Here is a 26465-nt window from a genome sequence, read left to right as displayed (position 1 = left end):
GGCGTTCCCACCTGAAGGGAGCGCCGCCGTCGGGCTTTTTTACTGCTCTGGGACTACTTGAGGACGGAACGGTAGACGTCGAGGGTGGTCTCGGTGATGGACTCCCACGAGAAATGCTCCTCGGCCCGGCGCCTTCCGGCCTCACCCATGGCGCGGGCGCGTTCCGGATCAGAGACGACTTCGGTCAGGGCCGCGGCGAACTCGCTGACGAACTTCTCTGGATCCAGCGGAGTGCCCGTGCCGTCGGTGACCTGTTCGATGTCAACCAGCAGCCCGGTCTCGCCATGCTGCACGACTTCGGGGATTCCGCCGGTCGCGCTGGCCACGACGGCAGCGCCGCAGGCCATGGCTTCCAGGTTCACGATGCCGAGGGGCTCGTAAATGGACGGGCAGGCAAAAGCCGTGGCGTGGCTCAGGACCTGGATGAGTTCGTTGCGGGGCAGCATCCGCTCGATGAGCACCACACCGCTGCGCTGGCTTTGAAGTTCCTCGATCAGCCGCGCAGTTTCCGCAGCAAGTTCGGGGGTGTCCGCTGCACCCAGGCACAGCACGAGCTGCACGTCGGCGGGGAGCTTTGCCGCAGCGCGCAGGAGGTACGGAACACCCTTCTGCCTGGTGTTGCGGCCGACGAACACCACACTGGGCAGGTCCGGATCGATGCCGAGGGCACGGACGGCGTCGTGGTTCTCATCCCGGTTCCACAGGCTGACGTCGATGCCGTTGTGGACCACCTTGACCTTGGCGGGATCGACGTCGGGGTAGCTGCGCAGAATGTCCTGGCGCATGCCCTCGGAGACGGCAATGATGGCGGCCGCAGCCTCATAGGCGGTCTTTTCCACCCAGGAGGAGAGGGCGTAGCCGCCGCCGAGCTGTTCGGCCTTCCACGGGCGCAGCGGCTCCAGGCTGTGTGCACTCAGCACATGGGGGATGCCGTGCAGCAACGCTGCCAGGTGTCCGGCCATGTTGGCGTACCAGGTGTGCGAATGCACAAGATCGGCGCCCTGAATGTCCGGGACGATGCGCAGATCCACGCCAAGCGTCTGGACGGCGGCATTCGCGGAGCCGAGATCCTCGGGCACGGAGTAGGAGGTCACGTTCGCCCCGTGGTAGTCGGCGTCCCGGGGCGCGCCGAAGGCACGCACCTCCAGATCGACGTGCTGGGCCAGGACCCGGCTCAGTTCGGCTACATGGACGCCCGCGCCACCATAAATCTCCGGCGGGAATTCTTTAGTCACAATGTCTATTCGCACGGTACCCAAGGTAGTCGTTACGGTTGAACTGTTCTAGTGTGAAGGAGTCCGGGCGTGCCGGACTTTTGGGGAAGATACGAAGGCGTACAGGAGCGACCACATGCCGTTGAATAAGAAAGTCCTGGCTATTGTCCTCGCGGGCGGCGAGGGAAACCGTCTCATGCCATTGACGGCGGACAGGGCTAAACCCGGCGTGCCCTTCGCCGGAAGCTATCGGCTGATCGACTTCGCGTTGTCCAACCTGGTCAATTCCCGCTACCTGCAGATCGTGGTCCTGACGCAGTACAAGTCCCACAGCCTGGACCGCCACATCTCCGAAACCTGGCGGATGTCCACACAGCTCGGCAACTACGTCGCCTCCGTCCCGGCACAGCAGCGCGTGGGCAAGAGCTGGTTCCTGGGCAGCGCGAATGCCATCTATCAGTCGCTCAACCTGATCCACGACGCCAACCCGGACATCGTCGTCGTCGTTGGCGCGGACCACGTCTACCGCATGGACTTCGCCCAGATGGTGGAGCAGCACGTACTGAGCGGCTCGAAGGCAACGGTCGCCGCCGTCCGCCAGCCCCTGAACATGGCCAACCAGTTCGGCGTCATCGAGGTGGACCCCGAAGATCCGCAGAAGATCGCGGCGTTCGTTGAAAAGCCGGCCTCGACTCCCGGCCTGGCCGCCGACCCCACCCAGTTCCTGGCCTCCATGGGCAACTACGTTTTCGACGCCGACGCCCTTGTGGACGCCCTGCACGTTGACGCCGAGCGCCTCGACACGAAGCACGACATGGGCGGCGACATCATCCCCTACTTCGTCAACCAGGGTGAGGCCGGGGTCTACGACTTCACGCTCAACGACATCCCGGGATCCACAGAACGCGACCGCACCTACTGGCGCGACGTCGGCACGATCGACTCCTTCTACGACGCCCACATGGATCTGATCTCCCCACTCCCGGTGTTCAACCTGTACAACTCCGAATGGCCGATCTACACGCGCCAGAGCATCGCCCCGCCCGCCAAGTTCGTCCGCGGCGCCAACAACACTGTGGGAACAGCCCTCGACTCGATCGTCGCCGCCGGCGTGGTCATCTCGGGCGGCATCGTGGAAGGCTCGGTCCTGTCCAACGACGTCTACGTGAAAACGGCAAGCCGCGTGGTGGATTCTGTGCTGATGGACAAGGTCCAGATCGGCGAGGGCGCCGTGGTGCGCCGGGCCATTATCGACAAGAACGTCAAGGTTCCCGCCGGCGCCGCGATCGGTCTCGACCCGGAGCTGGACCTCGCCCGAGGCTTCAAGGTCACGGATTCCGGCATCACCGTGCTCTCCAAGGGCCAGGCTGTACCGGAGCCGGACGAGGCCGAGCGGAAGCTCTCGGCGGCCAACCTGCACCTGGTGCCCAACGCGGTGAAGGCCGCGACGGAAAACTACCCCGAGGTCCGCAACTCCGTGAACCACGCAGGTCAGGCCCAGGCCGCCGCCGTCACCTCTGACTCTTCCTCGAGGTAGCCGCCCGTCACCATCTTCGCCGGGCGGTTGTCCCGGTAACCTTGAGGCGGGCCCGAGCCTCAACAGGCTGTAAAATCAGACCAATGAGCTCCTCCGATCTGACGCCTGAAGAGATTCAGGCCTGCCTCAAGGTTTTGAACACCATCCACGTCTATGACGAGGAGCACCCTGACTACGTCTCGGTGCGCCGCGCCACCGGCAAGATGTTCAAGGCAGTCAAGCGGCACCGCCGGGTCACCAAGCGTGACCTCATCGCCGACGCTGACCGCGCCGTCATCGCCCAGACCGCCACGGCTGCGCCCGACCGGATCGACGACGAGACACGGGGCAACAAGCTGGCGCCGTCGGCCACCGGCAAAGTCGCCGGCCACCTGATCAGGTCCCGGCCCTGCTACATCTGCAAGCGGCACTACACGCAGGTGGACGCCTTCTACCACCAGCTCTGCCCTGAGTGTGCGGCCTTCAGCCACACCAAACGGGACGCCCGGACCGACCTCACCGGTCGGCGGGCCCTGCTTACCGGCGGCCGGGCCAAGATCGGCATGTACATCGCGCTCCGCCTGCTCCGCGACGGCGCCCACACCACCATCACCACGCGATTCCCGAAGGACGCCGCGCGCCGTTTCGCTGCCATGGAGGACAGTGCGGACTGGCTGCACCGGCTCAAGATCGTGGGCATCGACCTGCGTGACCCCTCCCAGGTCATGGCGCTCACGGATTCCCTGAACGCCGCCGGGCCTCTCGACATCATCATCAACAATGCGGCCCAGACCGTCCGCCGGTCCGGCAACGCGTACAAACCGCTGGTGGACGCCGAGGATGAGCCCCTGCCGGCCGCCTTGGAGGCGGCAAACGGCGGACCGGAGCTGGTCACCTTCGGCCATGCCCACGACAAGCACCCGCTCGCGATTGCCAGCAGCGTCACGGAGCACCCGGTCCTCGCCGGTGACGCCATCACGTCACTGGCTCTGTCCACCGGTTCCGCGTCGCTGGAACGCATAGCGTCCGGCACCGCCATCGACGCAGGGGGCCTCGTCCCGGACCTCGCCACGATCAACAGCTGGACGCAGGTGGTTGACGAGGTGGATCCCCTGGAGATGCTCGAGGTGCAGCTGTGCAACGTCACCGCCCCCTTCCTGCTCGTGAGCAGGCTGCGGGACGCGATGAAGCGCTCCACCGCACGCCGGAAGTACATCGTCAATGTCTCCGCCATGGAGGGACAGTTCTCCCGCGCGTACAAGGGTCCCGGCCATCCGCACACCAACATGGCCAAGGCCGCCCTGAACATGATGACGCGCACCAGTGCCCAGGAGATGCTGGACACCGACGGCATCCTCATGACGGCCGTGGACACCGGCTGGATCACGGACGAACGGCCGCACTACACCAAAGTCCGGCTCATGGAGGAAGGCTTCCACGCCCCGCTCGACCTCGTGGACGGCGCGGCCAGGGTCTATGACCCCATCGTCATGGGCGAGAACGGCGAGGACCAGTACGGCGTCTTCCTCAAGGACTACAAGCCCAGCCCCTGGTAGCCGAAGTTCCCGTCGGGTACTTTGCCGGGACCTGGTGGCAGGCATGCCCGGGCGGGCGTAGGCTCTGCTCCATGACAAATATGCAGCCCGCGGCAGCTTCCCACGAGTCCGTGGAACACCTGAACTCCGGCCAGTGCTGGGACCTCCTCCGTCAGGTTTCGGTGGGCCGGCTGGCTGTCTGGCTGGACGACCATCCGGACATATTCCCGCTCAACTACGCAGTGGACCACGGCACGCTCGTGTTTCGCACGGGCGAGGGCACGAAACTTGGCGGTGCCCTCGGGGAATCCCCCGTGGCGCTGGAGGCAGACGGTGTGGACGCAGCATCCGGAATGGCGTGGAGCGTGGTGGTCAAGGGAAGAGCGGCGGCGCTGAAGGGTACGGAGGAAATCCTGGATTCCGCGTCCCTCTTCCTTTTCCCCTGGCAGGCGGGACAGAAGGACCACTTCGTCAGAATCACACCCGACTCCGTAACAGGCCGGCGGTTTAAGGTCACTCCGCCTCTGACGTGGTGGACACAACTCAGCGGGGCCGTGAAGTCCGCCCCCGAATAAAGTGGCCAGGCGAGGCGCAGACTGCCCCGCCGGCTACGCGAGCCGCGTGATTTCCACGCTTACGCTGAGCGCGGAGCCGCCCCCGCCGGACAGGATTCCCTTGAGCGGAGGGACATCCCGGTAGTCGCGGCCGCGGGCCACGGTCACGTGGAAGTCCCCGGCCGGTTTGTGGTTCGTGGGGTCCCAGCTGCGCCATGCGCCGTCCCACCATTCCAGCCACGCGTGGGACTGGCCCGCAACGGATTCGCCGATGTCCGCCGTCGACCGCGGGTGAAGGTACCCCGACACGTACCTGGCGGGGATCCCGCAGCTGCGCAGCGCGCCGATGGCCAGGTGGGCAAGGTCCTGGCAGACGCCCTGCTTCTGGCTCCAGGCCTGCTCGGCGTTGGTGGTGACGCCCGTGGTGCCCTTCATGTAGGTCATCTCGCCGCGCATCCACTCAAAGATTGCCATGGCGGCCTCGTGCGGGTTCTTTCCCGCAACGACGCCGGGAATGATGTCCAGGACGTCCTCGCCCGGGCCGGTGAGCTGGGACTGCGGAACCCAGTCGCTGAACTGGTTGAGGCGCTCCGGTGAGGCCAGGACGTCCCAGCCGACGATGTCCGTTTCCGACGGCACGCGGTCCAGCCGGTGCACCTCGACGGTGGTGGTGGACAGCACCTCGAGGTGTTCATGAGGCATCTGCATGTCGAACGCGGTAACCCGGGTGCCCCAGTAGTCGCGGTAGCTGCTCACGGCCGCCTGCGACGGTGAAACCTTCATCGAGGACTCCAGCACCACCTGCTGCGGGTCCGTCAGCGGCGTCATGCGGGCCTCGTTGTAGGACAGGGTGACGCGCTTGTTGTACTTATAGCCGGTCTTGTGGATGATGCTTAGCCGGGTCATGAAACTTCTCCCACCCAGGCCAGTTCATCCGCCTGATTGAAGTACTTACGGGAAATGGCGTCCGAGGCCTGCGAGACGGCCTTCTGCACGCGCTCCATGTGCTCCGGGAGCTCCGACATGAGGTCGTCGGTGCGGTGGAACTCGAGGAAGGTGCGGGCCTGGCCCACGATCCGGCGGGCATCGTTAATGAAGCCGACGCGCTGGGCCGAGGGGTCCAGCTTTGCCAGGCAGTCGTCGGCGTCCCGCAGGGCATAGACGATGGAGCGCGGAAAGAGCCGGTCCAGCAGCAGGAACTCGGCAGCGTGCCGGTCCCCGAATGCGGCGCGGCGTGTGCGCAGGAAGGACTCGTAGGCGCCGGCGCAGCGCAGCATGTTCACCCAGGACATGCCTGCGGAGAGGACGTCGCGGGTGGACAGCATGCGGGCCGTCATGTCGGCCCGCTCCAGGGAACGGCCGAGGGCAAGGAACAGCCAGCTGTCGTCGTGGCTGACGGTCGTGTCCGCCAGGCCGCTGACCATCGCGGTGCGTTCCAGCACCCAGTGGCAGAACCGGTAGGTGCCCACGACGTCCTTGCGGTGCTGGTTCAGGCCGTAGTACGTCGTGTTCAGGCTTTCCCACAGGCCGGACGACACGGTCTCACGGGCGCGGCGGGCGTTCTCACGGGCGGCCCCGAGCGAGCCGGCGATCGACGTGGCGCTGTGCTTGTCGTACGCGAGGGCGTGCAGGAGCTCCTCAAGGCCGAAGTCCTCGCTCTGCGGGCGCGCGCCCATGACGGCGAGCAGTTCGCGAGCGACGCTGCGCCGCTCCTCCGTGGGCAGGTGGTTCAGGCGCTCGAGGTGGACGTCCAGGATGCGGGCTGTTCCGTCGGCCCGTTCAACGTAGCGGCCGATCCAAAAAAGGGACTCGGCGATTCGGCTAAGCATGTGCGGTGACCTCCTGCGCGAGCGTGGTGAAGAAAAGAGACGTGATAACAAAAGTGCAGCGGGCGTGCGTCACTGCTGCTGCTCCGACTGGCGGTCCCGCCAGTTGCTCTCCACCGGCCAGACGGACACGCGTTCGCGGACCGTGACCGTCTGCCGCGGCACCTGTTCCACCGGGACCTGCGGGGAATCCGCCAGCACCCAGGTGTCCTTGGAGCCGCCGCCCTGGCTGGAGTTCACGATCAGTGAACCTTCCTTCAGTGCAACGCGGGTGAGGCCGCCTGGAAGAACCCAGACGTCGTCGCCGTCGTTGACGGCGAACGGGCGGAGGTCCACGTGGCGCGGACCGAACTTGTCCCCGCTGAGCGTGGGCACCGTGGACAGCTGCAGGACAGGCTGGGCGATCCAGCCGCGGGGATCCGCGATGACTCGCTTGCGGAGAGCCTCCAGTTCCTCCTTGGAGGCGTCCGGACCGATCACCAGGCCCTTGCCGCCGGAGCCGTCCACCGGTTTCACCACGAGTTCGTCGAGGCGGTCCAGGACGTGCTCGCGCGCTTCCTGCTCCTCCAGGCGGAAGGTGTCCACGTTGGCGATCACGGGCTCTTCGCCGAGGTAGTAGCGGATGAGGTCGGGAACGTAGCTGTAGACCAGCTTGTCGTCGGCCACGCCGTTGCCCACGGCATTGGCGATGGTCACGCCGCCTGCCCTGGCGGCGTTGACTAGGCCCGGGCAGCCGAGCATGGAGTCGGAGCGGAACTGCAACGGGTCCAGGAACTCATCGTCAATCCGCTTGTAGATGACATCCACACGCTGTTCGCCTGCGGTGGTCCGCATGTAGACACGGTTGCCGCGGCAGATCAGGTCGCGGCCTTCCACCAGCTCGACGCCCATCAGGCCGGCGAGGAGCGTGTGTTCGAAGTATGCACTGTTGAAGACGCCCGGTGTCAGGACAACCACGGTGGGGTCGTCCACGCCGGACGGCGCCGTCTTGCGCAGGGCGGAAAGCAGCCGGCGCGGGTATTCCTCCACGGGCCGGATGAGCTGGGAGCCGAACGCTTCGGGAAGGCCCTTGGCCATGGCGCGCCGGTTCTCCAGCACGTAGCTGACGCCGGATGGAACACGCACGTTGTCCTCGAGAACCCGGAATGTTCCGGCGGCGTCGCGGACGACGTCGATGCCCGAGATGTGCACGCGGACGCCGCCGGCAGGTTCGAAGCCGTGCACGGCCCGGTGGAAGTGGGCACTGGTGGTGACGAGCTGGCGCGGGATCACGCCGTCTGACACGACCGTCATTTTGTCGTAGACGTCGCTGAGGAACGCCTCCAGTGCCCGGACGCGCTGGGCCACGCCGCGTTCGAGTACGTCCCACTCCTGGGCAGGGATCACCCGGGGGACGATGTCCAGCGGAAAGGGGCGCTCCTCCCCCGCAAAGTCAAAGGTCACGCCGCGGTCCAGGAAGGTCCGCGCCATGGAGTCCGCACGGGCACTGACGTCAGCCAGGGACAGCTCACGGAGGGCACCGGCGACCTGCCCGTAGGACTTACGGGTGGTCTGCCCCGGGGCAAACATCTCGTCATAGGCGCCGGTGCGGCCGGCAGCCTCGGAGTAATCCTGGAATAGGTCAGACGACATGGTCCTAAGCCAACCACCTTTTTGTTGCAAATTCACTTTCCGTACCGAGTGTGGCGTGTTGACAGGTACGTCCGGTTGGTCTTTTGCCTCCGCCGTCCGGCATGGTTAGGACGTGCCAGACTTCCCATTCCCGACGCCGAGGCTGCTGCGGTTTCGCAGGGAGGCGCACCAGCACTTTACCCGGAATCTTCCCGGCCTGCTGACGGCAGTCGTTGCACTGGCCCTCGCCTTCACCGTCCACGCTGCCGTTCCGGCCCTTCCTGCCATGACGCTGGCTGTGGTCCTCGGCCTGCTGACCGCCAACCTTCCGTTTACGGCGGCGTGGTCTGCAGGCCGTGCCAGGCCCGGCCTCGACTTCGCCGGGAAGCACCTGATGCGCGGCGGCATCGTGCTCCTCGGGCTGAAGGTCGGCATCGCGGACGTACTCGGCCTGGGCTGGACGTCCCTGCTGCTGATTGCGGCCGTCGTTCTGGCAAGCTTTGTGGGCACCTACGGCATATCGCGGCTCTTCCGGCTGCCACGGGAAGCCTCGCTGCTGATCGCCACCGGCTTTTCCATCTGCGGCGCCTCCGCCATCGGCGCGATGGCCGCCGTGAAGCGGATCCGGCACCCGGATACTGTTCTCCCGGTGGCCCTCGTGACCCTCTGCGGCACGCTGGCCATCGGTGTCATGCCGCTCCTGGTCCATCCGCTCAGTCTCAGCCCTGAAGTCTTCGGCGCCTGGACCGGCGCCTCGGTCCACGACGTCGGCCAGGTGGTGGCCACAGCGCAGACCGCGGGGACGGCGGCGCTGGGAATCGCCGTCGTGGTCAAGCTGACGCGGGTCATTCTGCTCGCCCCGATGGTGGCCGCAGCGGGGGTACAGCAGCGCATCGCGTCGCTGCGCCGCGCCCGCCGTGAAGGGAATGCCGGGGACGGCGCCCTCCAGGAGACAGCACTCCCGGCACCTGAGGCGCTGCCGCCCGTGGTGCCGCTGTTCGTCGTCGGGTTTGTGGCGATGGTGGCGCTTCGCTCCACAGGGTGGCTTGCCGAAGGCTGGCTGGAGGCCGCCGCCGGGCTGCAGGACATCCTGCTGGGGGCCGCCCTGTTCGGGCTGGGGTCTGCGGTGCGCATTCACACCCTCCTGCGTACCGGGTTACGCGCCGTGACGGCCGCGCTGGCGGCCTGGCTGCTGATCGGCGTCCTCGGGTTGGCCGCCGCCCTCCTCATGGTTCAATAGCGGAGTGTCGAATGAGAACCTCCAACGCACCGAGGCGGCAGCGCGGTCAGCCCTGATCACGACGCGTGCATACGACGTCCTGCTGGACGTGCGCGGTGCGCAGGGTCAGGAAGTCAGCGGCTACACCAGCCGGAGCACCATCACGTTCTCCGCCGGCACACCCGGTTACTCGACCTTCCTGGACTTCATAGGACACGTGGAGAGCGTGATCCTCAACGGCACACCGCTGCCGGTGGCAGAGATCGTGGACGGCGCCCGGATCCGGCTCGACAACCTGCAGGCTGAAAACACCGTGACCGTCACAGGCACCGCACTTTACAGCCGCTCCGGCGAGGGCATGCACCGGTTCGTCGATCCGGCGGACGAGCAGTGCTACCTCTACACGCAGTACGAGCCCGCCGACGCGCGCCGCGTGTTCGCCAATTTCGAACAGCCGGACCTCAAGGCCTCCTTCACCTTCCACGTCATCGCACCGGCCGGCTGGGAAGTCGCCTCCAATGGAGCCGAGGCCGCGTGCACGCCCGTGGACGGGGATTCGGACGCGAGCCAGTGGGACTTCGTTCCCACGCTGCCGATGTCCACGTACATCACCACTGTCCTCGCGGGCCCCTACTTCAGGGCGCAGGATCTGTGGGAGGGGATGCTCGACGACGGCACCCGGCTTGAGGTGCCGCTGGCGCTTTACTGCCGGGCGTCCATGGCGGAATCCTTCGACACCCCCGAGCTTTTCAAGCTCACCAAACAGGGGCTGGAGTTCTTCAACGGGCTCTTTGACTACCCGTACCCGTGGGGAAAATACGATCAGGCCTTCGTCCCGGAATACAACCTGGGCGCCATGGAGAACCCCGGGCTGGTCACCTTCACGGAGAACTACGTCTTCACCTCCCGGGCCACGGACTCCCAGTACCAGGGCCGCGCGAACACGCTGATGCACGAGATGGCCCACATGTGGTTCGGCGACCTGGTGACTATGCAGTGGTGGAATGATCTGTGGCTCAAGGAGTCCTTCGCCGACTATATGGGCACCCTCGCTGTGGACCGGGCCACGGGCTGGGACACGGCATGGACCAACTTCGCCAACAACAGGAAGGCCTGGGCCTACGTCCAGGACCAGTTGCCCACCACCCATCCGATCGTGGCGGACATCCCGGATCTTGAGGCGGCCAAGCAGAACTTCGACGGCATCACCTACGCCAAGGGCGCCTCGGTCCTGAAGCAGCTTGTGGCATACGTCGGCTTTGATGCCTTCATCGCGGGGTCGCGGCAGTATTTCCGGAGGCACGAATACGGCAACACCACGCTGGCCGACCTTCTCGCAGCACTCAGCCGGGCGTCCGGCCGGGATCTGACCGTGTGGGCCCGGCAGTGGCTGCAGACGTCCGGTATCTCCACGCTCAGCGCCGAGCTGGAGACCGCCGAAGAAACAGCCGGCCACCCCGTGCTGGCCCGCGTCAAACTGCTGCAGGACGCCCCGGACCCCGCGACCGGCAGCGTGGAGCTGCGGCCGCACCGCCTGCGGATCGGCCTGTACAACTTCGATTCCGCCGGGATGCTGGTCCGGACCGATGCCGTGGAGACGGACCTGTCCGGAGCCGAGGAGGCGGTCCCGGAGCTGGCGGGCAAGGCCCGGCCGGCGCTGCTGCTGGTCAATGATGAAGACCTGAGCTACGCCAAGGTCCGCCTCGATCCCGCCTCCGAGGCGACGGTGCGCGCCTCGCTGGACCGGATCGTGGACCCCATGGCCCGGGCGTTGTGTTGGAGCGCGCTGTGGAATTCTGCCCGGGACGCAGTCACTCCCGCATCCCGCTACGTGGACGCCGTGCAGCGGTTCGCCCCTGGCGAGACCGGCATTGGTGTGCTGCTGAATGTTCTGGGGAACGCCTCGACAGCGCTGGAACATTACGTCCCCGCAGGCGGCCGCGATGCCCTTCGGCAAGCGTTCGCCGCCGCCGCGGCCCGTGAACTGCAGGGCGCCGGGCCCGGCTCGGACCAGCAGCTTGCATGGGCCCGGACGCTGGCAACACTCAGCCGCACTGACGGCAGCCAGGTGCCCCTGGTCCGCGGCTTGCTGGATGGCACCGCTGTGGTCCCCGGGCTGGCGGTAGACGCCGAGCTGCGGTGGAGCCTCTGGCACGCCCTCGCCGCCCACGGCCTGGCCAGTGCAGCCGAGCTGGACGCAGAGGTCGCCAGGGACAACACGGCATCCGGACGTGCCGGGCACGCCACCGCGCTCGCGGCCCGGCCCTCGGCTGCCGTCAAGGCGGCTGCCTGGGATGCCGCAGTGCACGGCTCAGAGCTGTCCAACCAGTTGCTCAGTGCCACCATTGCGGGCTTCAACACTGCCTCCGCCGAATTGCTGGACCCTTTTGTGGAACCATACTTCGAGTGCCTGGAGACGGTCTGGGCCGAGCGGAGCATCGAGATCGCGGGCCGGATTGTGCGCGGCCTCTATCCGGGCAGCCAGGATCTGCTCCCGGGTGCCGGTACCCCTGATGACCATCCGGTCATCGTGCGCAGTGACGCATGGCTGAGCGCCCGTCAGGACGCGCCGCGGGCACTGCGCCGGATTGTCATCGAGCAGCGGAGCCACCTGCACCGGGCGCTCACGGCTCAGTCCGTGTCACTAAGAACACCATCGACTGCTCCGTAACTGCCGTTATGACCTGTCAAAACGGCAGTTGGGCCCACGCCGGCAGGGTTCCCTGGCCGAACTTGTGAGGCGAGGGGGCCGGTGGGGAGCAATCGATGAGTTTTAAGGCACCCGGTGCAGCCACTCCTCCGTGCCGAACTTGGCGACCACCCGCTCACGGGCCGTCTCCAATTCCGCCGGGCTGATCTCCGACGGCGTGGCGCCGTAGCGCCCGGAGAAGACGTCCATCATGGCGGCGACGATGTCGGTGCGGGCCAGCCCGGTCTGGCGCCGCAGCGGATCCACCCGTTTCTTGGCACTGGTGGTTCCCTTGTCCGACAGTTTCTCCTTGCCGATGCGGAGCACGTCCACCATTTTGTCCGCGTCGATGTCGTAGCTCATGGTGACGTGGTGCAGCATCCCGCCGTTGGCGAGCCGCTTCTGGGCGGCCCCGCCGATTTTGCCCTGCTCCGTGGCGATGTCGTTGAGGGGTACGTAGAACGCATTGATGCCGAGCTGTTTCAGGGCCGCCATCGCCCACGAGTCCAGGAAGGCGTATGAGTCGGCGAAGCTGACGCCGTCCACCAGGGTCTGGGGCAGGTACAGCGAGTAGGTGATGCAGTTGCCCGCTTCCATGAACATCGCTCCCCCGCCGCTGATCCGGCGGACCACGGTGATTCCGTGCTTGGCCACACCGGCGGGATCCACCTCGTTGCGGTAGGACTGGAAGCTGCCGATGATCGCCGAGGGCTCCTCCCAGTCCCAGAAGCGTATGGTCGGATTGCGGCGGGCGGCGCCGACTTCCTCCGTCAGGACCTCGTCCAGGGCCACGTTCAGATGGGTGGGCAGCACCGACGGCGCAATGATGTTCCAGTGGTGGTCGGACCAGGCCGTTGCCTTGGACAGCGCCCTGCGCGTCGCGACCGCGACAGCATCCGCAGAGAATCCGAACATCACCGCATGCGGCGGCAGGGACGCCCCCACGGCTGCGGCGATCTCTTCGGCCGTTGAGCTTTCCGGGAGGCCTTCCAGCGCCGCGTTGATGTCCAGCAGTGCCTCATCGGGTTCGAGGAAGAAGTCGCCGCTGACAGAGACACCGGTGAAGGCGCCGGCGGCGATGTCCAGGTCCACGACCACGAGCTTGCCGCCCGGCACCTTGTACTCCCCGTGAAGGCGCGGGGCGCCGCCGTCGTCTGCTGAAAACTGCCTGGCCGTCATGGCTTCCATCCTGCCCCAGAATCGCAAAAGCCCGCACCGTTGCCGGTGCGGGCTTTCCGTAGAACCTTGGGGAGAAGTGGATTACTTCTTGCCGCCGAAGCCCTTGAAGCGAGCGTTGAAGCGCTCGACGCGGCCTGCAGAGTCCATGATGCGCTGCTTGCCCGTGTAGAACGGGTGGGACTCGGAGGAGATTTCGACGTCGATGACCGGGTAGGTGTTGCCGTCTTCCCACTCGATAGTCTTCTTGGAGGACACGGTGGACTTGGTCAGGAACTTGACGCCGGAAGCCAGGTCGTTGAATACAACAGCTTCGTACTTCGGATGGATATCAGACTTCATAATGGGACCTTTGTTCGCAGCGCTGGATTTTGCCAGCTGCCAGGTATGAATGGGATGGCCGCTGTCTGCATAACAAGCTAGTTGAAAACGCAGGGCAGCCAGCTATCAATCATAGTGCATGAGCCGCGGCCTGACGAACCCGGAAGCCGACTGCGGTGACGGTTGTCCGGCCGGTCCCTGCCCCGCGGCGGTCTAGGGATTCCGGAAGAATGCTTCATCCAGTCCATCGTTGTCCTGCGCCGTGTCCCTCAGGTACCGGTCCAGGATGCCAGTCCGGGCCTCCAGGGCCAGCGGCTGTTCGTTCGGCCGCCCCAAAAGATACCCCTGCCCTGCCACGACGGGCCGTGGCAGGGCGGCGGAAAAGCGCGGCTGCAGGAGTGCGCTCAGCATGCCGGGTGTTTCGATGCCCTCTGCGACGATCCACCCTCCGGCTTCCTGAATGAAGGTGATGGCGGCGGACACAGTGGCCATCGACGACGGATCAACTCCCAGGCGGGCCACGACCTCCCCGTCAATTTTTATGATGTCGAACCTCACCAGCCTGAGCGCGTGCAGGCCCGCGTTGCTTCGCCCCATGTCATCCAGGGCAAGACGGAAGCCCAGGTTCTGGGCCTGCCTGAGCGTGCGGATCGGTTCGGCGTGGTGCAGGGCAGCTTGCTCCGTCACCTCAAGGACGACGTCCCCGGGTTCCAAGCCTGCCACGGCGAGATCTGAAACGAGGCCGCCGAGGTCGAAGCTGTGGAGTGCATCCGGGTGCACATTGAGGAACAGCAACCCCTCCCAATGGCGGCTGCCCACCGACGCGAGCACGGCCGCCCGGGCGCGGGCGTCCAGCGCGGCAGCGATGCCGAGCCGTTCAGCAAGCTCGAAAGCCTCCTGCGGTCCATGAATCCGGGAGCCCTCCGGAAGTCGCATCAGGGCTTCATGGGCGAGCACCACGCCCCGGTGGAGGTCCCAGATCGGCTGAAATGCGACCGTGAGCGGCATACCGTCACCCGACATAAGCGTAGTCAGCTCGTCAATTTTCTCCGCACTGACGGTGTGGCCCTCCGCCATGGACCCGAAGGTGACTGTCCGGCGGCGCCCAAGGCGCTTTGCTTCGTAGAGGGCAGCATCGCTGCGCTCCCAGAGCTCCTGCAGGCTGACCGGTTCCGCGGCCTCGCTGGCGGCGATCCCGGCACTGAACGTCGCCCCCGGGAAACGGCGGGCCAGCGCGGCGCCGACCCGTTCGAGCGCCGCGGTTGCCTGATCTTCGTCGCTCCCGGGCAGTATGACCGCGAACTCGTCCCCGCCGAGCCGGAACGGCACGTCATGGTCAGCGAGCTCGATGAAGGCGGATGCAAGGCCCATCAGGATACGGTCCCCGTGGCTGTGCCCGAGCCGGTCGTTCTGCTGCTTGAATCCGTCCAGGTCCAGCAGGGCGAGTGTCACCACCTGGTACTTTCCGTCCGCCAGCCGGGCCTCCAATGATGGCTGGAACGGCCGCCGTCCCGAGAGCCCGGTCAGCGGGTCCGCGTCCGCCTGCTGTTGGACCCTCAGGTGGCGGCGCTGCAGGGACCGTCCGCCGAGCACGTAGGACAACGGGGTGGCGACCAGAATCGCGATCAGCAGCCCGAGGAGCTTGTTCGGGCCAATGTCCCGCAGGAGCCTGGAGATGACCTCTGCCTCCTGATCGACTACCAGGACCAGGAGTCCGTCCGCGGTGGATACGGGGACTAGGAATTCGTACCTGGTCACACCCGTTCCGCCTCGATCGGTCCCGGTTTTGACGGTGGTCATGCCGGTGGAGAGCACCTCGCTCAGGTGTTCTGCACCGGCCTCCTCCAAGGCGCCGCGGTCGGCCTTGCTGTCGCTGCTGGCCAGCAGCCTGCCGTCGGCGTTGAACAACCCAGCGTAGACGGTGCCGTTGTGGCGCTGCACATGGGAGAGCTGGTGGGCAATCGCTTCCGAACGTTCTGCGGGTCCGGTCGTATCCGCGAGGACGTCCTCGAGACCTGCAGCAAGCAGCTCGTAGTCCTGCCGGGATTCCTCCAGCGCCCGGTCAATGACCTGCTGCCGGGCGAGCGCGAACTCCATCACGCCGCCGATGAGCATGGCGGCGGATACCGCGAAAGTCCAGCGGGCCACGAAGGACAGCCCCGTCCATCGGGAACCCCCCTGCTTGCCGCGGCGTGGCCGGCCCGAACGCCGGAGGCCGCGGTCAGCGCCCGTCCGCCAGTGGTGATGGTGATGTTCCACAACGCCCCCCGCCGCAAGGAATACGGACACCCTACCCGCGAAACGGAGAACCGGCTAGGAGCCTGTCGACCGCCGCCGTTGGGCCAAGCCCACGACGACTCCCGCCACACGTGGCGGCAGGCCTTCGGGCCTTCACCCCCGGGGCCGAAGCTCCCAGAAGGCGACGGCGGAGGCGGCCGCGACGTTCAGGGAATCCACTCCGGTGCGCATGGGAATCTTCACGGCGAGGTCGACGGCGGCGAGGGTCCCTGCGCTCATGCCTGCGCCTTCGGTCCCCAGTACCAGCGCCAGCCGATCCAAGTTCCGGGCGGCAAGGACATCGAGGTCCACGGCGTCCGCGGTCAGCTCCATGGCCGCCACAGTGAAGCCCTCATCCTTGAGTGATTCAAGGTCCTGGGGCCAGCTCTGCAGCCGTGCCCACGGCACCTGGAACACCGTGCCCATGCTCACGCGGACACTGCGCCGATACAGCGGGTCCCCGCAGCGTGGCGACACCAGGACGGCGTCCACGTCCAGTGCCGCCGCGGACCGGAAGATCGCCCCGACGTTCGTGTGGTCCACGATGTCTTCCAGCACGGCTACCCGCCGCGCACCGGCCAGCAGCTCGTGCAGCGGCACGGGAGCCGGGCGGTGCATGGCGGCCATGGCACCGCGGTGCAGGTGGAAGCCGGTGATTTCCTCGAGCAGCGCGGAACTGCCGACATATGCGGGAACGTCCGGGTACTGCTCGAAGATGTCGGCGAGGTCCGCGAGCCATTTCTCCGCCAGGAAAAACGAGCGGGGCAGGTGGCCCGCGGCGAGTGCCCGCCGGAGCACACGGGAGGATTCTGCAATGTACATACCCTCGGCCGGCTCCCGGACTTTGCGCAGGTGGACATCCGTCAGCTGCGTGTAGTCCGAGACGCGCGGATCGTGGGCGGATTCGAGATAGTGGAAAGTCACCGGCCGATTATTTCAGCAGATTCGCGATCAAGAAGCCCAGCGCCATGAGGCCGAGGGCGAAGATGACGCCCCGCAGGACCGGAGGCGGGAGCCTGCGGCCCACCTTGGATCCGATGACTCCGCCGATGAGCGAGCTGACGGCGATGATGGCCACCACGACCCAGTCGATCCGGTCGACGGCGAAAAGCACGTAGGACGTCGCCGCGATCAGGTTGACCCCGAGCACCAGAATGTTCTTCATCGCGTTGGCGTTCTGGATGGTGCCGGTCATGAAAACGCCAAGGATGCCGACCAGCAGAATCCCCTGGGCGGCGACAAAATAACCGCCATAGACGCCCGCCAGGTATACAAGCACCAGGAGGACGACGCCGTGGTGCTTGTCCCGCAGGGCATGTTCGGGATTCTCTTCCCTGCGGCGCACCCAGGCCTGCAGGCGGGGCTGGAAGACCACCATCAGCAGCGCCAGCACGATCAGGGCCGGAGCCGCATAGTGGAAGACCTCTTCAGGCAGGTGCAGCAGCAGCCACGCGCCGGAAATCCCTCCCAGAAGCGAGGCCGGAAGCAGCCTCAGCACCTGGCGTCCCCGGCCGGCGAGTTCGCGGCGGTAGCCCCAGGCCCCGGCTGCGCCGCCTGCCACGAGGCCCATGGCATTGCTCATGGATGCAGTCACCGGCGCCAGGCCCAGGGCTATCAGCACCGGGAAGGTGACCAGGGTGCCCGAGCCGACAACGCTGTTGATGGTGCCGGCCCAGAGCCCGGCAAAAAACACCAGGATGCCGCTAAGAAACTCCACGTGCGCTGGCCGCCCCGCTAGCGGCGGGCAGTAGCGGTGTAGCGTCCGGCGTTGACGGTAACATCCAGCGGCAGTCCGAAGGTCTCGCTCAGGTTGTCCGACGTGAGGACCTCGTCGACAGGTCCGGCAGCCACGACGCCGCCGTCACGCATGAGCATGGCGTGGGTGAAGCCGGGGGGAACTTCCTCAAGGTGGTGCGTGACGAGCACGATGGCAGGGGCGGCCTCGTCGCGGGCCAGTTCGCTGAGGCGGTGCACCAGATCCTCGCGTCCGCCCAGGTCCAGGCCTGCGGCGGGCTCATCCAGCAACAACAGTTCAGGGTCCGTCATGAGTGCGCGGGCGATCTGGACGCGCTTGCGCTCTCCTTCGGACAATGAGGCGAAGGACCGGTTCAGCAGGGGGCCCATTCCCCAGTCGTTCAAGAGGGAGAACGCGCGGCGTTCGTCGTCCTTCTCGTAGCCTTCGCGCCAGCGGCCGGTGACTCCGTAGGCTGCAGTGACGACAACATTGAGCACTTTCTCGTGCTCGGGGATCTGGGTGGCCAGGGCCGCGGAAGACAGGCCGATCCGGGGACGCAGTTCAAAGACATCCACGGTGCCAAGGATCTCCTCCAGGATGCCGGCCATGCCGCTCGTGGGGTGGAGCCTGGCGGCCGCGATCTGGAGCAGAGTGGTCTTACCCGCGCCGTTGGGTCCGAGGATCACCCAGCGCTCGCCTTCGCTGACCTGCCAGTCGACCTTGCTCAGGAGCGTTTTGGCTCCGCGGACAACGCTGACGGCTGCCATTTCAAGAACATCACTCATAGGAGTAGACACTAGGACAAAACGGGGTGCGACTGATAACTGAAACGGCGTCCCCGGCTCTGTAAGGCCGGTCCGCGAAATGAACCTGTGCGACCGTGCCGCGACATGAATTCGGGCGCCACTCCGGCGCTGGCTAAGATTGCAGCCATGACTTCGAACGTGACTGCGGTCAGCTACGGCGTGAAATTGTCCCACTCGGAAGCGGAAAACCTCCGCTCCCTTCTGGTCGGTTCCGGGACGACTTTCGAAGCGGAGTCCCGCAGCGGCAACGACCGCTACGACGTCTGCACGGTTGCCTTCGCGGTGCCGTCAGGTTCGGGCGCGGACATCGCCGCTTTACGGCACCGCATCGCCGCCGCGAAAGAGAGCCCGGAACGCGGCGGCGTCGATACGGCCATCGTGCCCGAGGAACTGCGCAAGGCTGACCGCAAGCTCCTCATCATGGACGTCGATTCGACGCTCATCCAGCAGGAAGTCATCGAACTCCTCGCCGCGTATGCCGGCAAACGCGACGAAGTCACCGCCGTGACCGAGGCCGCCATGCGCGGAGAAGTGGACTTCGCCCAGAGCCTCCATGCCCGGGTGGCGGTCCTCGCGGGGCTGCCGGCCGCCGTCGTCGATTCCGTCCGGGCTGAAGTGAAGCTCAGCGAGGGCGCAGCGGAACTTGTGGCGGCATTCAAGGCCGCAGGCCATGTGGTGGCAGTGATATCCGGTGGCTTCAACCAGATCCTCGGCCCCATCGCCGAGGAACTGGGCATGGACTACTGGATCGCGAATGAACTGGAAATCGTGGACGGCACCCTTACTGGCAAAGTGGTCGGCGACGTGATCGACCGCGCAGCCAAGGAGAAGTACCTGCGCGAATGGTCAGCCGCCGAAGGCATTGCGATGGAGCACACCATTGCCGTGGGCGACGGCGCCAACGACCTGGACATGCTCGGCGCGGCAGGAATCGGTGTGGCATTCAATGCCAAGCCCGCCGTGCGCGCTGTGGCGGATGCGGCGATCAACATGCCGCACCTGGACGCTGTACGGCACATCGCCGGGGTCTGAGCGTTCCTCTAGCCGGATCGATTCAGCCGGACGGCGGCGTGTACTGGCTTGCGGTGAACACCGCGCCTCCGGGGTCCCGGATCAGGACCGTGCGCGTCCACTCGGTGTCATCCTGCCCCAGGATATGGGCGCCGAGGCGTTCTGCATCCATGGCCGCCTGGTCCCGGTCTGCGACGGTGAACGTGACGTGCCACCGCGGTTTCTCCCCGGCCTCCGCGTGCGCAAGCCACGCCACGGCGTCCTCGAATCCGCGGGGAACGGCGTCACCGGACTGGCGGATCCTGATGTTGGGGTCGACGGTGGCCTCCAGATGGTCGCCGTAACCGGGACAGCGGATCATGGTGCCGAAACCAAGGTCATCGAACTGCCAATGGAACGCCTTTGCGTAGAACGCGGCCGCTGCCTCCACGTCGGTTGTGTGGAGGTCGCTGAAGTTCCACCCGCCGGGCAGGTTGACCGCCTGGGCCCCCGGCCGTTCGCCTGCCTGCCAGATGCGGAATTCGGCGCCCTGAGGGTCCGCCAGCACCGCCTGCACGCCTCCTGAGCCCGCATCGGCGGGAGCGGATTTCAGCGTGGCGCCGATCGACAGCAGGTGCCGCGCGGCAGCGTCCGCATCGTCGACGGCAACGTACGTGTGCCATGCCGGGACGCCGGTTCCCGGACCGGCGATTGCGCCGGCCTCCTGGCCGTCGAGTTTCGCTATGACGTACCTGCCGGTGGCGCCGGGCGGGGAAGCGTCCTCGAACTCCCATCCGAGAAGCCCGCCGTAGAATGCCATGGCGGCCTCCACGTCGGGCTGCTGGGTGTCGACCCAGCAGGGTACGCCTGCAGGATAGCTCCGTCGGATCACCTGTCGCTGCTGTTCCATGCCTTCGACGTTAAGCGGCCCGGAGCTGTTGGGCAACGCCTTGGAGGCAGCCCCTTCCGGGGCGCCAGGTCTCCGGGCAGCGTACCGCCCGGAGACCTGTAAATTGTCAGCCCGCGTAATTTACCCGGCGTTATTGCCGAAGTAGTCGGCGCCGCCTGCGTATTCCGTGTGGCCGGATTCGACGTCCGCAGTGGCCATTCCCGCGACCACTTCAGCGAATTCCTCGACCGAGTACAGCTTGCCGGCCTCCGCGCGGCGGGCTTCGATGGCGCCCGGGTTGGAACGGTCCAGAAGCGTTGCCGTCACGGTGCCTTCGATCATGTCCCCGGACACGACGACCAGCGAGATGCCCTTTTCCGTCAGGTTCGGCAGCAGTTCACGCAGCGCGTCCTCGCCGGCGCGCTTGCTGCGGGCCACCGGCTCGTACTCCGGCATGGTGGGAACGGTGTTGATGAAGTGTGCCTGATGGCTGGTCACGAAAACCACTCGCGAACCCTCCTTCATGAGGGGCACAGCAGCGTTGAGCATGTTGATCTGCGCGTCGCGGTTGAGCTTCAGGGCGTAGCCCTCCTCCATGCCCGACTCCATGCCGCCCGAGGCGTTGAGCACCAGGACGTCAAGCGAGCCGAAGTTCTCCATGGCCGCACTTGCCAGCGCGTGAACGCCCTCGTTGGTGGTGAGGTCGGCGCCGACGGCGACGGCGCGGCCGCCCGCGGCCTCAATGCCGGCCACCACTTTGTTGGCGCGCGGCGCCTTCTGGCGGTAGTTGACGACGACGGCGGCACCCTCGCCGGCGAGGATCTTTGCCACTTCGGCGCCGATTCCCCGCGAGGATCCGGTCACGATGGCAGTCTTGTTGTCCAGCAGTCCCATACGAGCTCCCTTTTGTTCGAAACGTCTAAATCGCTGTAGGTCTGCAGTCCATCATGCCAGCGTGCGCTGCCGATCCGCTTGTGCGACCCCCACAAAGAAGCCCCGGTCGGATAGTTCCGGAGGTGTGCGGGGCCGCCCTTGTATGTGGCCGGCTGCTAGTGGCCCATTCCCAGGCCGCCGTCGACAGGGATAACGGCACCGGAGATGTAGGAGGCCTCGTCGCTGGAGACCCAGCGGACAACGTTGGCCACCTCGGAGGCGTCGGCAAACCGTCCGGCGGGCACCTTGGAGAGGTAGTCCTTCTGGGTTGCTTCGGACAGTTCGGCAGTCATGTCGGTGTTGATAAACCCAGGGGCCACGACGTTCGCGGTTATGCCGCGGGACCCGAGTTCCCGGGTGAGGGACCGGGCGATGCCGACCAGGCCGGCCTTGGAGGCGGAGTAGTTGATCTGGCCCGGCGCCCCATAGAGGCCGGAGACAGAGGAGATGAGCACAACCCTGCCCTTGCGCAGCCGGATCATGCCCTTGGAAGCGCGCTTGATCACACGGAACGCACCGGTGAGGTTTGTGTCGATCACGGAGGTGAAGTCGTCCTCGCTCATGCGCAGCAGAAGCATGTCCTTGGTGATACCGGCGTTGGCCACCAGCACCTCAACGGGACCGTGGGCGGCTTCGACTTCGGCGAAGGCGGCGTCCACCGACGCTTCGTCCGTCACATCCGCCTTGACCCCGAGGATGCCGTCAGGCAGCTTGGACTCGCTCCGGAACGTCACAGCCACTTTGTCCCCGTTGGCCAGAAAGGCCTCGGCGATGGCGAGGCCGATGCCGCGGTTTCCGCCGGTAATGAGGACGCTGCGGGCCTGGGTGGCTGCTTCAGACATAAGTGCTCCGGATTCTGCGGAGCATGGCTCCGCTATGGTGGCAGGGATTTTTGACTGCCTCCGATCTTAGCGCCCGTTTGGGCCGCTCCCCCGGATGGTGAGAGAATTTAGGTAAGCCATTGGAGCGTGATTAGACAGCAGTGACACCTCACCAGCCCGGACAGCCGATGCCCGAGACGCCTGGCACCGCATCCGGTCATCCGGAGGTGCACAGCATCACGGACGCAGCTGCAGCGCATTCCGAGGACATGCGGGAGCGCATGATCAAGTACGCGCTGGCTATGGGGATCCGCATGGTCTGCCTGATCCTGATCTTCGTGGTGGATGGCTGGTTCAAGCTCATTGCTGTTGCAGGGGCAGTCTTCCTGCCGTGGATTGCCGTGGTGATCGCCAACGGTTCGGACAAGGCGGAAGTCCACAGCGAGTCGCTGCTGGACTACGCCCCGTATGCCGAACTGGAGGCATCCGAGGAATTGCAGTCCGCTGATCCCGTAGACGATGTGCCGACGGTGCTGCAAGGCGAGCTGATCAGCGATGAAGACGACGAGGGCCGGGAACAGAAAGCTTCATGAACATTTTCAACCTGGGCGGCGGTGAGGGCGGCGCGACCGGCCCGGACTCCGCGGCCATGTGCTCACGTAAGGCCTGCCGGGCTGACGCTGCCTGGCAGCTGCTGTGGAACAATCCGAAGATCCACACTCCGGACCGCCGGAAGGTGTGGCTGGCGTGCGGCGAGCACCGGGAGTGGCTGGAAGACTACCTGCAGACGCGCGGGCTCTGGAAGGAAACCGTCCCGCTCGATGCCGCGCCGACTCCGGGCGGGAACAGCTGAATGTACCGTTTCCTGTTCTCCAGCAAATGGCTGGGATATCTTCTGCTGGCTGCGGTCTTCGCCACCGGATGCGTCTTCCTGGGCCGCTGGCAGATGGACCGCCGGGCAGAAGCGCTGGCGGAGATCCACCGTGTCACATCGAACTATTCGGCCACTCCGATCAGTTTCCCGGAAGCGAAGGACCAGTTCCGCCAGCTGGACCCGGCCCGGGAATGGACGCAGGTGGAGCTGCGCGGCAGCTATGACGCAGCCGGGCAGCGGATCGTCCGCAACCGTCCCCTTAACGGCCAGCCCGGATACGAGGTGGTGGTTCCCTTCCGGCTTGTCTCCGGCGAAACCGTCGTGATTGACCGCGGCTGGCTCCCCATCGGCAACAACAATCCCGGCCGCCCGGATACCATTCCGGCCCCGCCGTCCGGCCAGGTCACCGCCGTGGTGCGGCTCAAGCACGGCGAGCCGTCCCTCCAGCGCGGGGCTCCCGAGGGCCAGCTCGCGTCCATTGACCTGCCGGCCTATTCGGCTCAATTGGGCTATCCGCTGCTGACCGGTGCGTACGGGCAGCTAGCCTCAGAAACGCCGCCCGCCGCCGAAATGCCGCAGCCGTTCCCGATGCCGTCCCTGGAAGAGGGCACCCACCTCTCCTACTCGCTCCAGTGGTTTGCCTTTGGCATTCTGATGTTTGTGGGCTTTGGCTATGCGGCCCGCCAGCAGGCCAAGAACGCCGCGATCGACGCCGAAGACGCCGAGGCAGGCGCCGCCGGTGACCACGGGGACGCCGCCGCGGCAGCCCGCCGTCGTCCTTCTGCAGCGCGCAAGCGCAAGCGGGCCACGTCAGAAGAAGAGGAAGACGCGATCCTGGATGCCCAAGGATACTGAGCACGGGGTGCCGGACCCGCTTCCCGATCCGGTGGCCAATGTGCGGCGGGCCCTCACCGCCGCGAGTGTCGCGGACACCGTCAGGGTCTTTCCAGGGAAAGTGCCGACGGCGGCCGCGGCGGCCGCCGCCCTCGGCTGCGACGTAGCGGCGATCACCAACAGCCTGGTGTTCGAATTCGACGGCGCTCCCCTGCTCATTTTGGCAAGCGGCGCCGCGAGGGTGGATACCGCCTACGTCTCCGCGCAGCTGGGCACCGGACGCATCCGCCGCGCCAGCCCGGACTTCGTTGTGGAACACACCGGGCAGGAAGTTGGCGGTGTGGCCCCCGTGGGCCATCCCGAAAAGATTCACACGCTTTTGGATGCCTCCCTGGAAGAGCACGGGACGCTGTGGGCCGGAGCGGGCGACCACCACTCGATGTTCGCAATCAGCTACGAAGAGCTGCGGAGAATCACCGGCGCCCACACCTTACGGGTCCGTTAGTCTGCAGGCGGTGCAATAGCCGGCGCCGAAGCCTATGACAACGGGCTCCTAACCTCTATTCTCTTGCCATGAGCGTTCGGGTCACGTTCTGGCGGCGCCGCCAGCGAGTGACACATGAATACTAAGTACGGTCCGCCGCACGACAGCTACGCCGCGTTCCTCGCCAGGCTGGACGCCGCGACCTCCAGCCTGAGCACGCGGGCGGCGTCGCTGGACAAGGCACTGAAGGCTGTCTCCTTGCTCTTGGAGCCCTATCAATCGGCCGTGCGGAAATGGGAACGCCGCCGCATCCACGTGGCCGGGCAGCTGGCCCGGCACACCGGGACGGCACAGACGTACACCGCGCTGGGCGAACTCCACGACATGGCAGTCAAGATGGAATCGATGCTCCGTCTCCGCACCCTGCGTGTCGCGGACAAGTTAGCGGTCATGCAGGGACGCCGCGAGGCAATCGACAAATCGCTGCTGGCGCTTGAGGTATGCAGGGTCAAATTGAATTCGTCCCGGATGCTGTCACAGGACCGCGACAACCTCAGCAGGGCCTTTTCTGAACTTGCCGGCTCAACCGGTGCCGCCGCAACCATTCCCGATCTGGGGCTGCGTCGCGATCTCAAGGAAGCACGCGAGGCAGTCATCCTGGCTGAAGCGCTCATGGAAGTGAAGGGGCACTGAACATGGAGAATACGCAGCACGATCAGCTGGGCAGGAACACAGTCACACTCGTCCGGTGGTCCAAGAGACCTGGTGAGGATCCGCTGATCAGGTTCGTCATGCTGAGTGTCCTTGGTTTGGTCCTCTGCCTGATCTCGATGGTCTTCCTGCCCATCCTCCGAAATTTCGGTGCGATCGCATTGTTCATGGTCATCTTCCCGGCAATACTCACCGTCCCCACGGTCTCGAGCCGGAAGAGCTTCATGCGGGACCTGACCAAGACGGTGAATGACACCATCAGCGAAGTGACAGGCGCCCGCAGCGACCGTGTCTCCGTCAGGCAATTTCAGCAGTTGGTCAAGAGCGGCGAGCAGCTTCCGCTCCTCGTCAACGGCGTGCCCGGCTTGAACCTGCGTGTGGAACGTAGCTCAGGGCTGGAGAAGAATGCACCCGAGAAATGGCTTGTGGTCTTTACCGTGATCCCGCCGGACAACGGAACAGCCAGCTTTGATCGGCTGCTTGCCGCGGCAATTGATGCCGGCCCCGAGGCGCCCATCGCCAGCTAGCCGCAGCTTCTGCCAGTCTGGGCCGGGACGCGCCTATCGTAGAGCTGATGAATGATGAAAACGCAGCGGCAAGCGGCGGCTGGGGAGACGTTGCCCTTCGTTGACTAGGAAAGGAGCGCCGGCCATGAGTCACGATCATGACTCAATCCGCCGTCGAGGCTGGCCCGGAGTTCTCCTCTGGTCGATCCTGGTCCTCTCGTCCATCGTCCTGATGGTCATCGGCCTGCTGAGGTCCACGTTCTTCGGATATACGGCGATACCGGAATTTGTAGAGGACGCACGAGTCGGCAGCCTCTACCTACTGGCCGGCTCCGCGGCCTCGCTGGCAGCTGCACTGTGGTCGTTCCTGCGGGGTCACCCGAACTGGGTAACGGCCTGTGTGGCGGCGCCCGCCGTCCTGATCGGCGGGGTCGCCCTCGTAGGGCCTTACAGCTTGCTGCGGCACATCGTTGCCCTTGTGGCCCTGCCGGGAGCGATCGCGGGAATCATCGGCGGAATGGTGGAGCGCGGCTACCGCCGGGTCTGAAAGGGAACCTCACCTGTCAGGCGTTGGGGCCCTCTGATGAAAAGAGGCCGATGGTGAGGTACGCGAAGATGACCATGTAGGCGCAGCCTATGACAAGAGCGGCGATGGCCAACCCGCGGCCGCGTTCGCCTTTGTTCTTGATCTGGTTCAGGGCGATCAGCCCAAGAATGATGCCGGTCATCCCAATAAGGAATGATGAGACAAACGCGGCGATGGAAAGGGCGTTGATCCTGTCAGACGCATGCCCTTCGACCCGATGCTGCGGTCGCCGCGCCTTGTACTGAGGAGTGCTCATCACTGATCCCCTGCCGGTCATGTCGCTGGCGGATACTGAGCCGCAATCAAAAACTACCAAGTCTGCCGGGCGCCTGAACACCAACTCGTCAATGTTCGCCCC

General features: G+C 65.8%; 27 protein-coding genes. 13 read left to right on the top strand and 14 right to left on the bottom strand.

The features are described from left to right. Positions 1–53 precede the first annotated feature (53 nt). Positions 54–1250 (bottom strand): glycogen synthase, encoded by a 1197-nt coding sequence (gene glgA, locus AC6CH3_RS10575; protein WP_498132392.1) that lies wholly within the window; start codon positions 1248–1250, stop codon positions 54–56. A 100-nt stretch (positions 1251–1350) separates the two neighbouring features. Here glgA and glgC point away from each other — a divergent pair, with 100 nt between their 5' ends. From glgC to AC6CH3_RS10560, 3 genes are all read left to right on the top strand, one after another. After that, positions 1351–2751 (top strand): glucose-1-phosphate adenylyltransferase, encoded by a 1401-nt coding sequence (glgC, locus tag AC6CH3_RS10570; protein ID WP_498132391.1) that lies wholly within the window; start codon positions 1351–1353, stop codon positions 2749–2751. An 83-nt stretch (positions 2752–2834) separates the two neighbouring features. Next, positions 2835–4286: an SDR family NAD(P)-dependent oxidoreductase gene (locus AC6CH3_RS10565; RefSeq protein ID WP_498132390.1), complete on the top strand. Its 1452-nt coding sequence runs from the start codon at positions 2835–2837 to the stop codon at positions 4284–4286. 71 nt (positions 4287–4357) lie between these two features. Continuing rightward, positions 4358–4840, top strand: a complete 483-nt coding sequence (locus tag AC6CH3_RS10560; RefSeq protein ID WP_498132389.1) for a pyridoxamine 5'-phosphate oxidase family protein — start codon at positions 4358–4360, stop codon at positions 4838–4840. A gap of 33 nt (positions 4841–4873) precedes the next feature. Here AC6CH3_RS10560 and AC6CH3_RS10555 read toward each other — a convergent pair whose 3' ends face one another. The 3 genes from AC6CH3_RS10555 to AC6CH3_RS10545 form a co-directional block, all read right to left on the bottom strand. Continuing rightward, positions 4874–5725 carry a transglutaminase family protein gene (locus tag AC6CH3_RS10555; protein ID WP_498132388.1) on the bottom strand — a complete coding sequence of 284 codons (852 nt, stop codon included), beginning with the start codon at positions 5723–5725 and terminating at the stop codon, positions 4874–4876. Next, positions 5722–6648, bottom strand: a complete 927-nt coding sequence (locus tag AC6CH3_RS10550) for an alpha-E domain-containing protein (RefSeq protein ID WP_400576406.1) — start codon at positions 6646–6648, stop codon at positions 5722–5724. Before AC6CH3_RS10550 ends, AC6CH3_RS10555 begins: the two co-directional genes overlap by 4 nt. A gap of 69 nt (positions 6649–6717) precedes the next feature. Further along, the gene (locus AC6CH3_RS10545) at positions 6718–8277 is read right to left on the bottom strand and encodes a circularly permuted type 2 ATP-grasp protein (protein WP_498132387.1); all 1560 of its coding nucleotides are present in this window, start codon (positions 8275–8277) and stop codon (positions 6718–6720) included. A 145-nt stretch (positions 8278–8422) separates the two neighbouring features. On the opposite strand from AC6CH3_RS10545, the gene AC6CH3_RS10540 reads away from it, so the two are divergent. Both AC6CH3_RS10540 and pepN read left to right on the top strand, forming a co-directional pair. After that, positions 8423–9496, top strand: coding sequence for a YeiH family protein (locus AC6CH3_RS10540; RefSeq protein WP_498132421.1), 1074 nt, complete (start codon positions 8423–8425; stop codon positions 9494–9496). Between the two features lie 4 nt (positions 9497–9500). Then, positions 9501–12146: an aminopeptidase N gene (pepN, locus tag AC6CH3_RS10535; RefSeq protein WP_498132386.1), complete on the top strand. Its 2646-nt coding sequence runs from the start codon at positions 9501–9503 to the stop codon at positions 12144–12146. Positions 12147–12248: 102 nt separating this feature from the next. On the opposite strand, the gene lplAB is transcribed toward pepN, so the two are convergent. The 6 genes from lplAB to AC6CH3_RS10505 form a co-directional block, all read right to left on the bottom strand. Next, positions 12249–13343 (bottom strand): lipoate-protein ligase LplAB, encoded by a 1095-nt coding sequence (gene lplAB, locus AC6CH3_RS10530; protein WP_498132385.1) that lies wholly within the window; start codon positions 13341–13343, stop codon positions 12249–12251. 81 nt (positions 13344–13424) lie between these two features. Further along, entirely contained in the window at positions 13425–13682 is a 258-nt protein-coding gene (locus AC6CH3_RS10525; protein ID WP_028267311.1) for a type B 50S ribosomal protein L31, read from the bottom strand. A gap of 192 nt (positions 13683–13874) precedes the next feature. Then, complete coding sequence (locus AC6CH3_RS10520; protein WP_498132384.1) at positions 13875–15809, bottom strand: EAL domain-containing protein; 1935 nt, start codon at positions 15807–15809, stop codon at positions 13875–13877. A gap of 243 nt (positions 15810–16052) precedes the next feature. Then, positions 16053–16862 carry a TrmH family RNA methyltransferase gene (locus tag AC6CH3_RS10515; protein ID WP_498132383.1) on the bottom strand — a complete coding sequence of 270 codons (810 nt, stop codon included), beginning with the start codon at positions 16860–16862 and terminating at the stop codon, positions 16053–16055. 7 nt (positions 16863–16869) lie between these two features. Then, positions 16870–17655: a sulfite exporter TauE/SafE family protein gene (locus AC6CH3_RS10510; protein ID WP_498132382.1), complete on the bottom strand. Its 786-nt coding sequence runs from the start codon at positions 17653–17655 to the stop codon at positions 16870–16872. A 17-nt stretch (positions 17656–17672) separates the two neighbouring features. Next, on the bottom strand, positions 17673–18458 hold the full coding sequence (locus tag AC6CH3_RS10505) for an ABC transporter ATP-binding protein (protein ID WP_498132381.1): 786 nt from the start codon (positions 18456–18458) through the stop codon (positions 17673–17675). Positions 18459–18605: 147 nt separating this feature from the next. On the opposite strand from AC6CH3_RS10505, the gene serB reads away from it, so the two are divergent. Next, complete coding sequence (gene serB, locus AC6CH3_RS10500; protein ID WP_498132380.1) at positions 18606–19511, top strand: phosphoserine phosphatase SerB; 906 nt, start codon at positions 18606–18608, stop codon at positions 19509–19511. Between the two features lie 22 nt (positions 19512–19533). On the opposite strand, the gene AC6CH3_RS10495 is transcribed toward serB, so the two are convergent. The 3 genes from AC6CH3_RS10495 to fabG all read right to left on the bottom strand — a co-directional run bounded on the left by AC6CH3_RS10495 (position 19534) and on the right by fabG (position 22133). Next, the gene (locus tag AC6CH3_RS10495) at positions 19534–20379 is read right to left on the bottom strand and encodes a VOC family protein (RefSeq protein ID WP_498132379.1); all 846 of its coding nucleotides are present in this window, start codon (positions 20377–20379) and stop codon (positions 19534–19536) included. 120 nt (positions 20380–20499) lie between these two features. Next, the gene (locus AC6CH3_RS10490; protein WP_498132378.1) at positions 20500–21252 is read right to left on the bottom strand and encodes an SDR family oxidoreductase; all 753 of its coding nucleotides are present in this window, start codon (positions 21250–21252) and stop codon (positions 20500–20502) included. 155 nt (positions 21253–21407) lie between these two features. Beyond that, entirely contained in the window at positions 21408–22133 is a 726-nt protein-coding gene (gene fabG / locus AC6CH3_RS10485) for a 3-oxoacyl-ACP reductase FabG (protein WP_498132377.1), read from the bottom strand. A 167-nt stretch (positions 22134–22300) separates the two neighbouring features. On the opposite strand from fabG, the gene AC6CH3_RS10480 reads away from it, so the two are divergent. From AC6CH3_RS10480 to AC6CH3_RS10450, 7 genes are all read left to right on the top strand, one after another. Continuing rightward, positions 22301–22705 (top strand): DUF3099 domain-containing protein, encoded by a 405-nt coding sequence (locus AC6CH3_RS10480; protein WP_498132420.1) that lies wholly within the window; start codon positions 22301–22303, stop codon positions 22703–22705. Next, complete coding sequence (locus AC6CH3_RS10475) at positions 22702–22965, top strand: hypothetical protein (RefSeq protein ID WP_498132376.1); 264 nt, start codon at positions 22702–22704, stop codon at positions 22963–22965. The genes AC6CH3_RS10480 and AC6CH3_RS10475 overlap by 4 nt, the downstream gene beginning before the upstream one ends. Further along, positions 22966–23841, top strand: coding sequence for an SURF1 family cytochrome oxidase biogenesis protein (locus AC6CH3_RS10470; RefSeq protein WP_498132375.1), 876 nt, complete (start codon positions 22966–22968; stop codon positions 23839–23841). Further along, complete coding sequence (locus tag AC6CH3_RS10465) at positions 23825–24325, top strand: YbaK/EbsC family protein (RefSeq protein ID WP_498132374.1); 501 nt, start codon at positions 23825–23827, stop codon at positions 24323–24325. Before AC6CH3_RS10470 ends, AC6CH3_RS10465 begins: the two co-directional genes overlap by 17 nt. Before the next feature lie 114 nt (positions 24326–24439). Further along, the gene (locus AC6CH3_RS10460) at positions 24440–24997 is read left to right on the top strand and encodes a hypothetical protein (RefSeq protein WP_498132373.1); all 558 of its coding nucleotides are present in this window, start codon (positions 24440–24442) and stop codon (positions 24995–24997) included. Between the two features lie 2 nt (positions 24998–24999). After that, positions 25000–25542 carry a hypothetical protein gene (locus tag AC6CH3_RS10455; protein ID WP_498132372.1) on the top strand — a complete coding sequence of 181 codons (543 nt, stop codon included), beginning with the start codon at positions 25000–25002 and terminating at the stop codon, positions 25540–25542. A gap of 124 nt (positions 25543–25666) precedes the next feature. Next, positions 25667–26068: a hypothetical protein gene (locus tag AC6CH3_RS10450; RefSeq protein WP_498132371.1), complete on the top strand. Its 402-nt coding sequence runs from the start codon at positions 25667–25669 to the stop codon at positions 26066–26068. Between the two features lie 16 nt (positions 26069–26084). Here the strand turns inward: AC6CH3_RS10450 and AC6CH3_RS10445 are convergent, their stop codons facing one another. After that, positions 26085–26363 carry a DUF4190 domain-containing protein gene (locus tag AC6CH3_RS10445; RefSeq protein ID WP_498132370.1) on the bottom strand — a complete coding sequence of 93 codons (279 nt, stop codon included), beginning with the start codon at positions 26361–26363 and terminating at the stop codon, positions 26085–26087. Positions 26364–26465: the final 102 nt, after the last annotated feature.

The organism is Arthrobacter sp. GQ119 (assembly GCF_059759125.1).
This window is presented reverse-complemented; position numbering and strand designations above follow the sequence as displayed.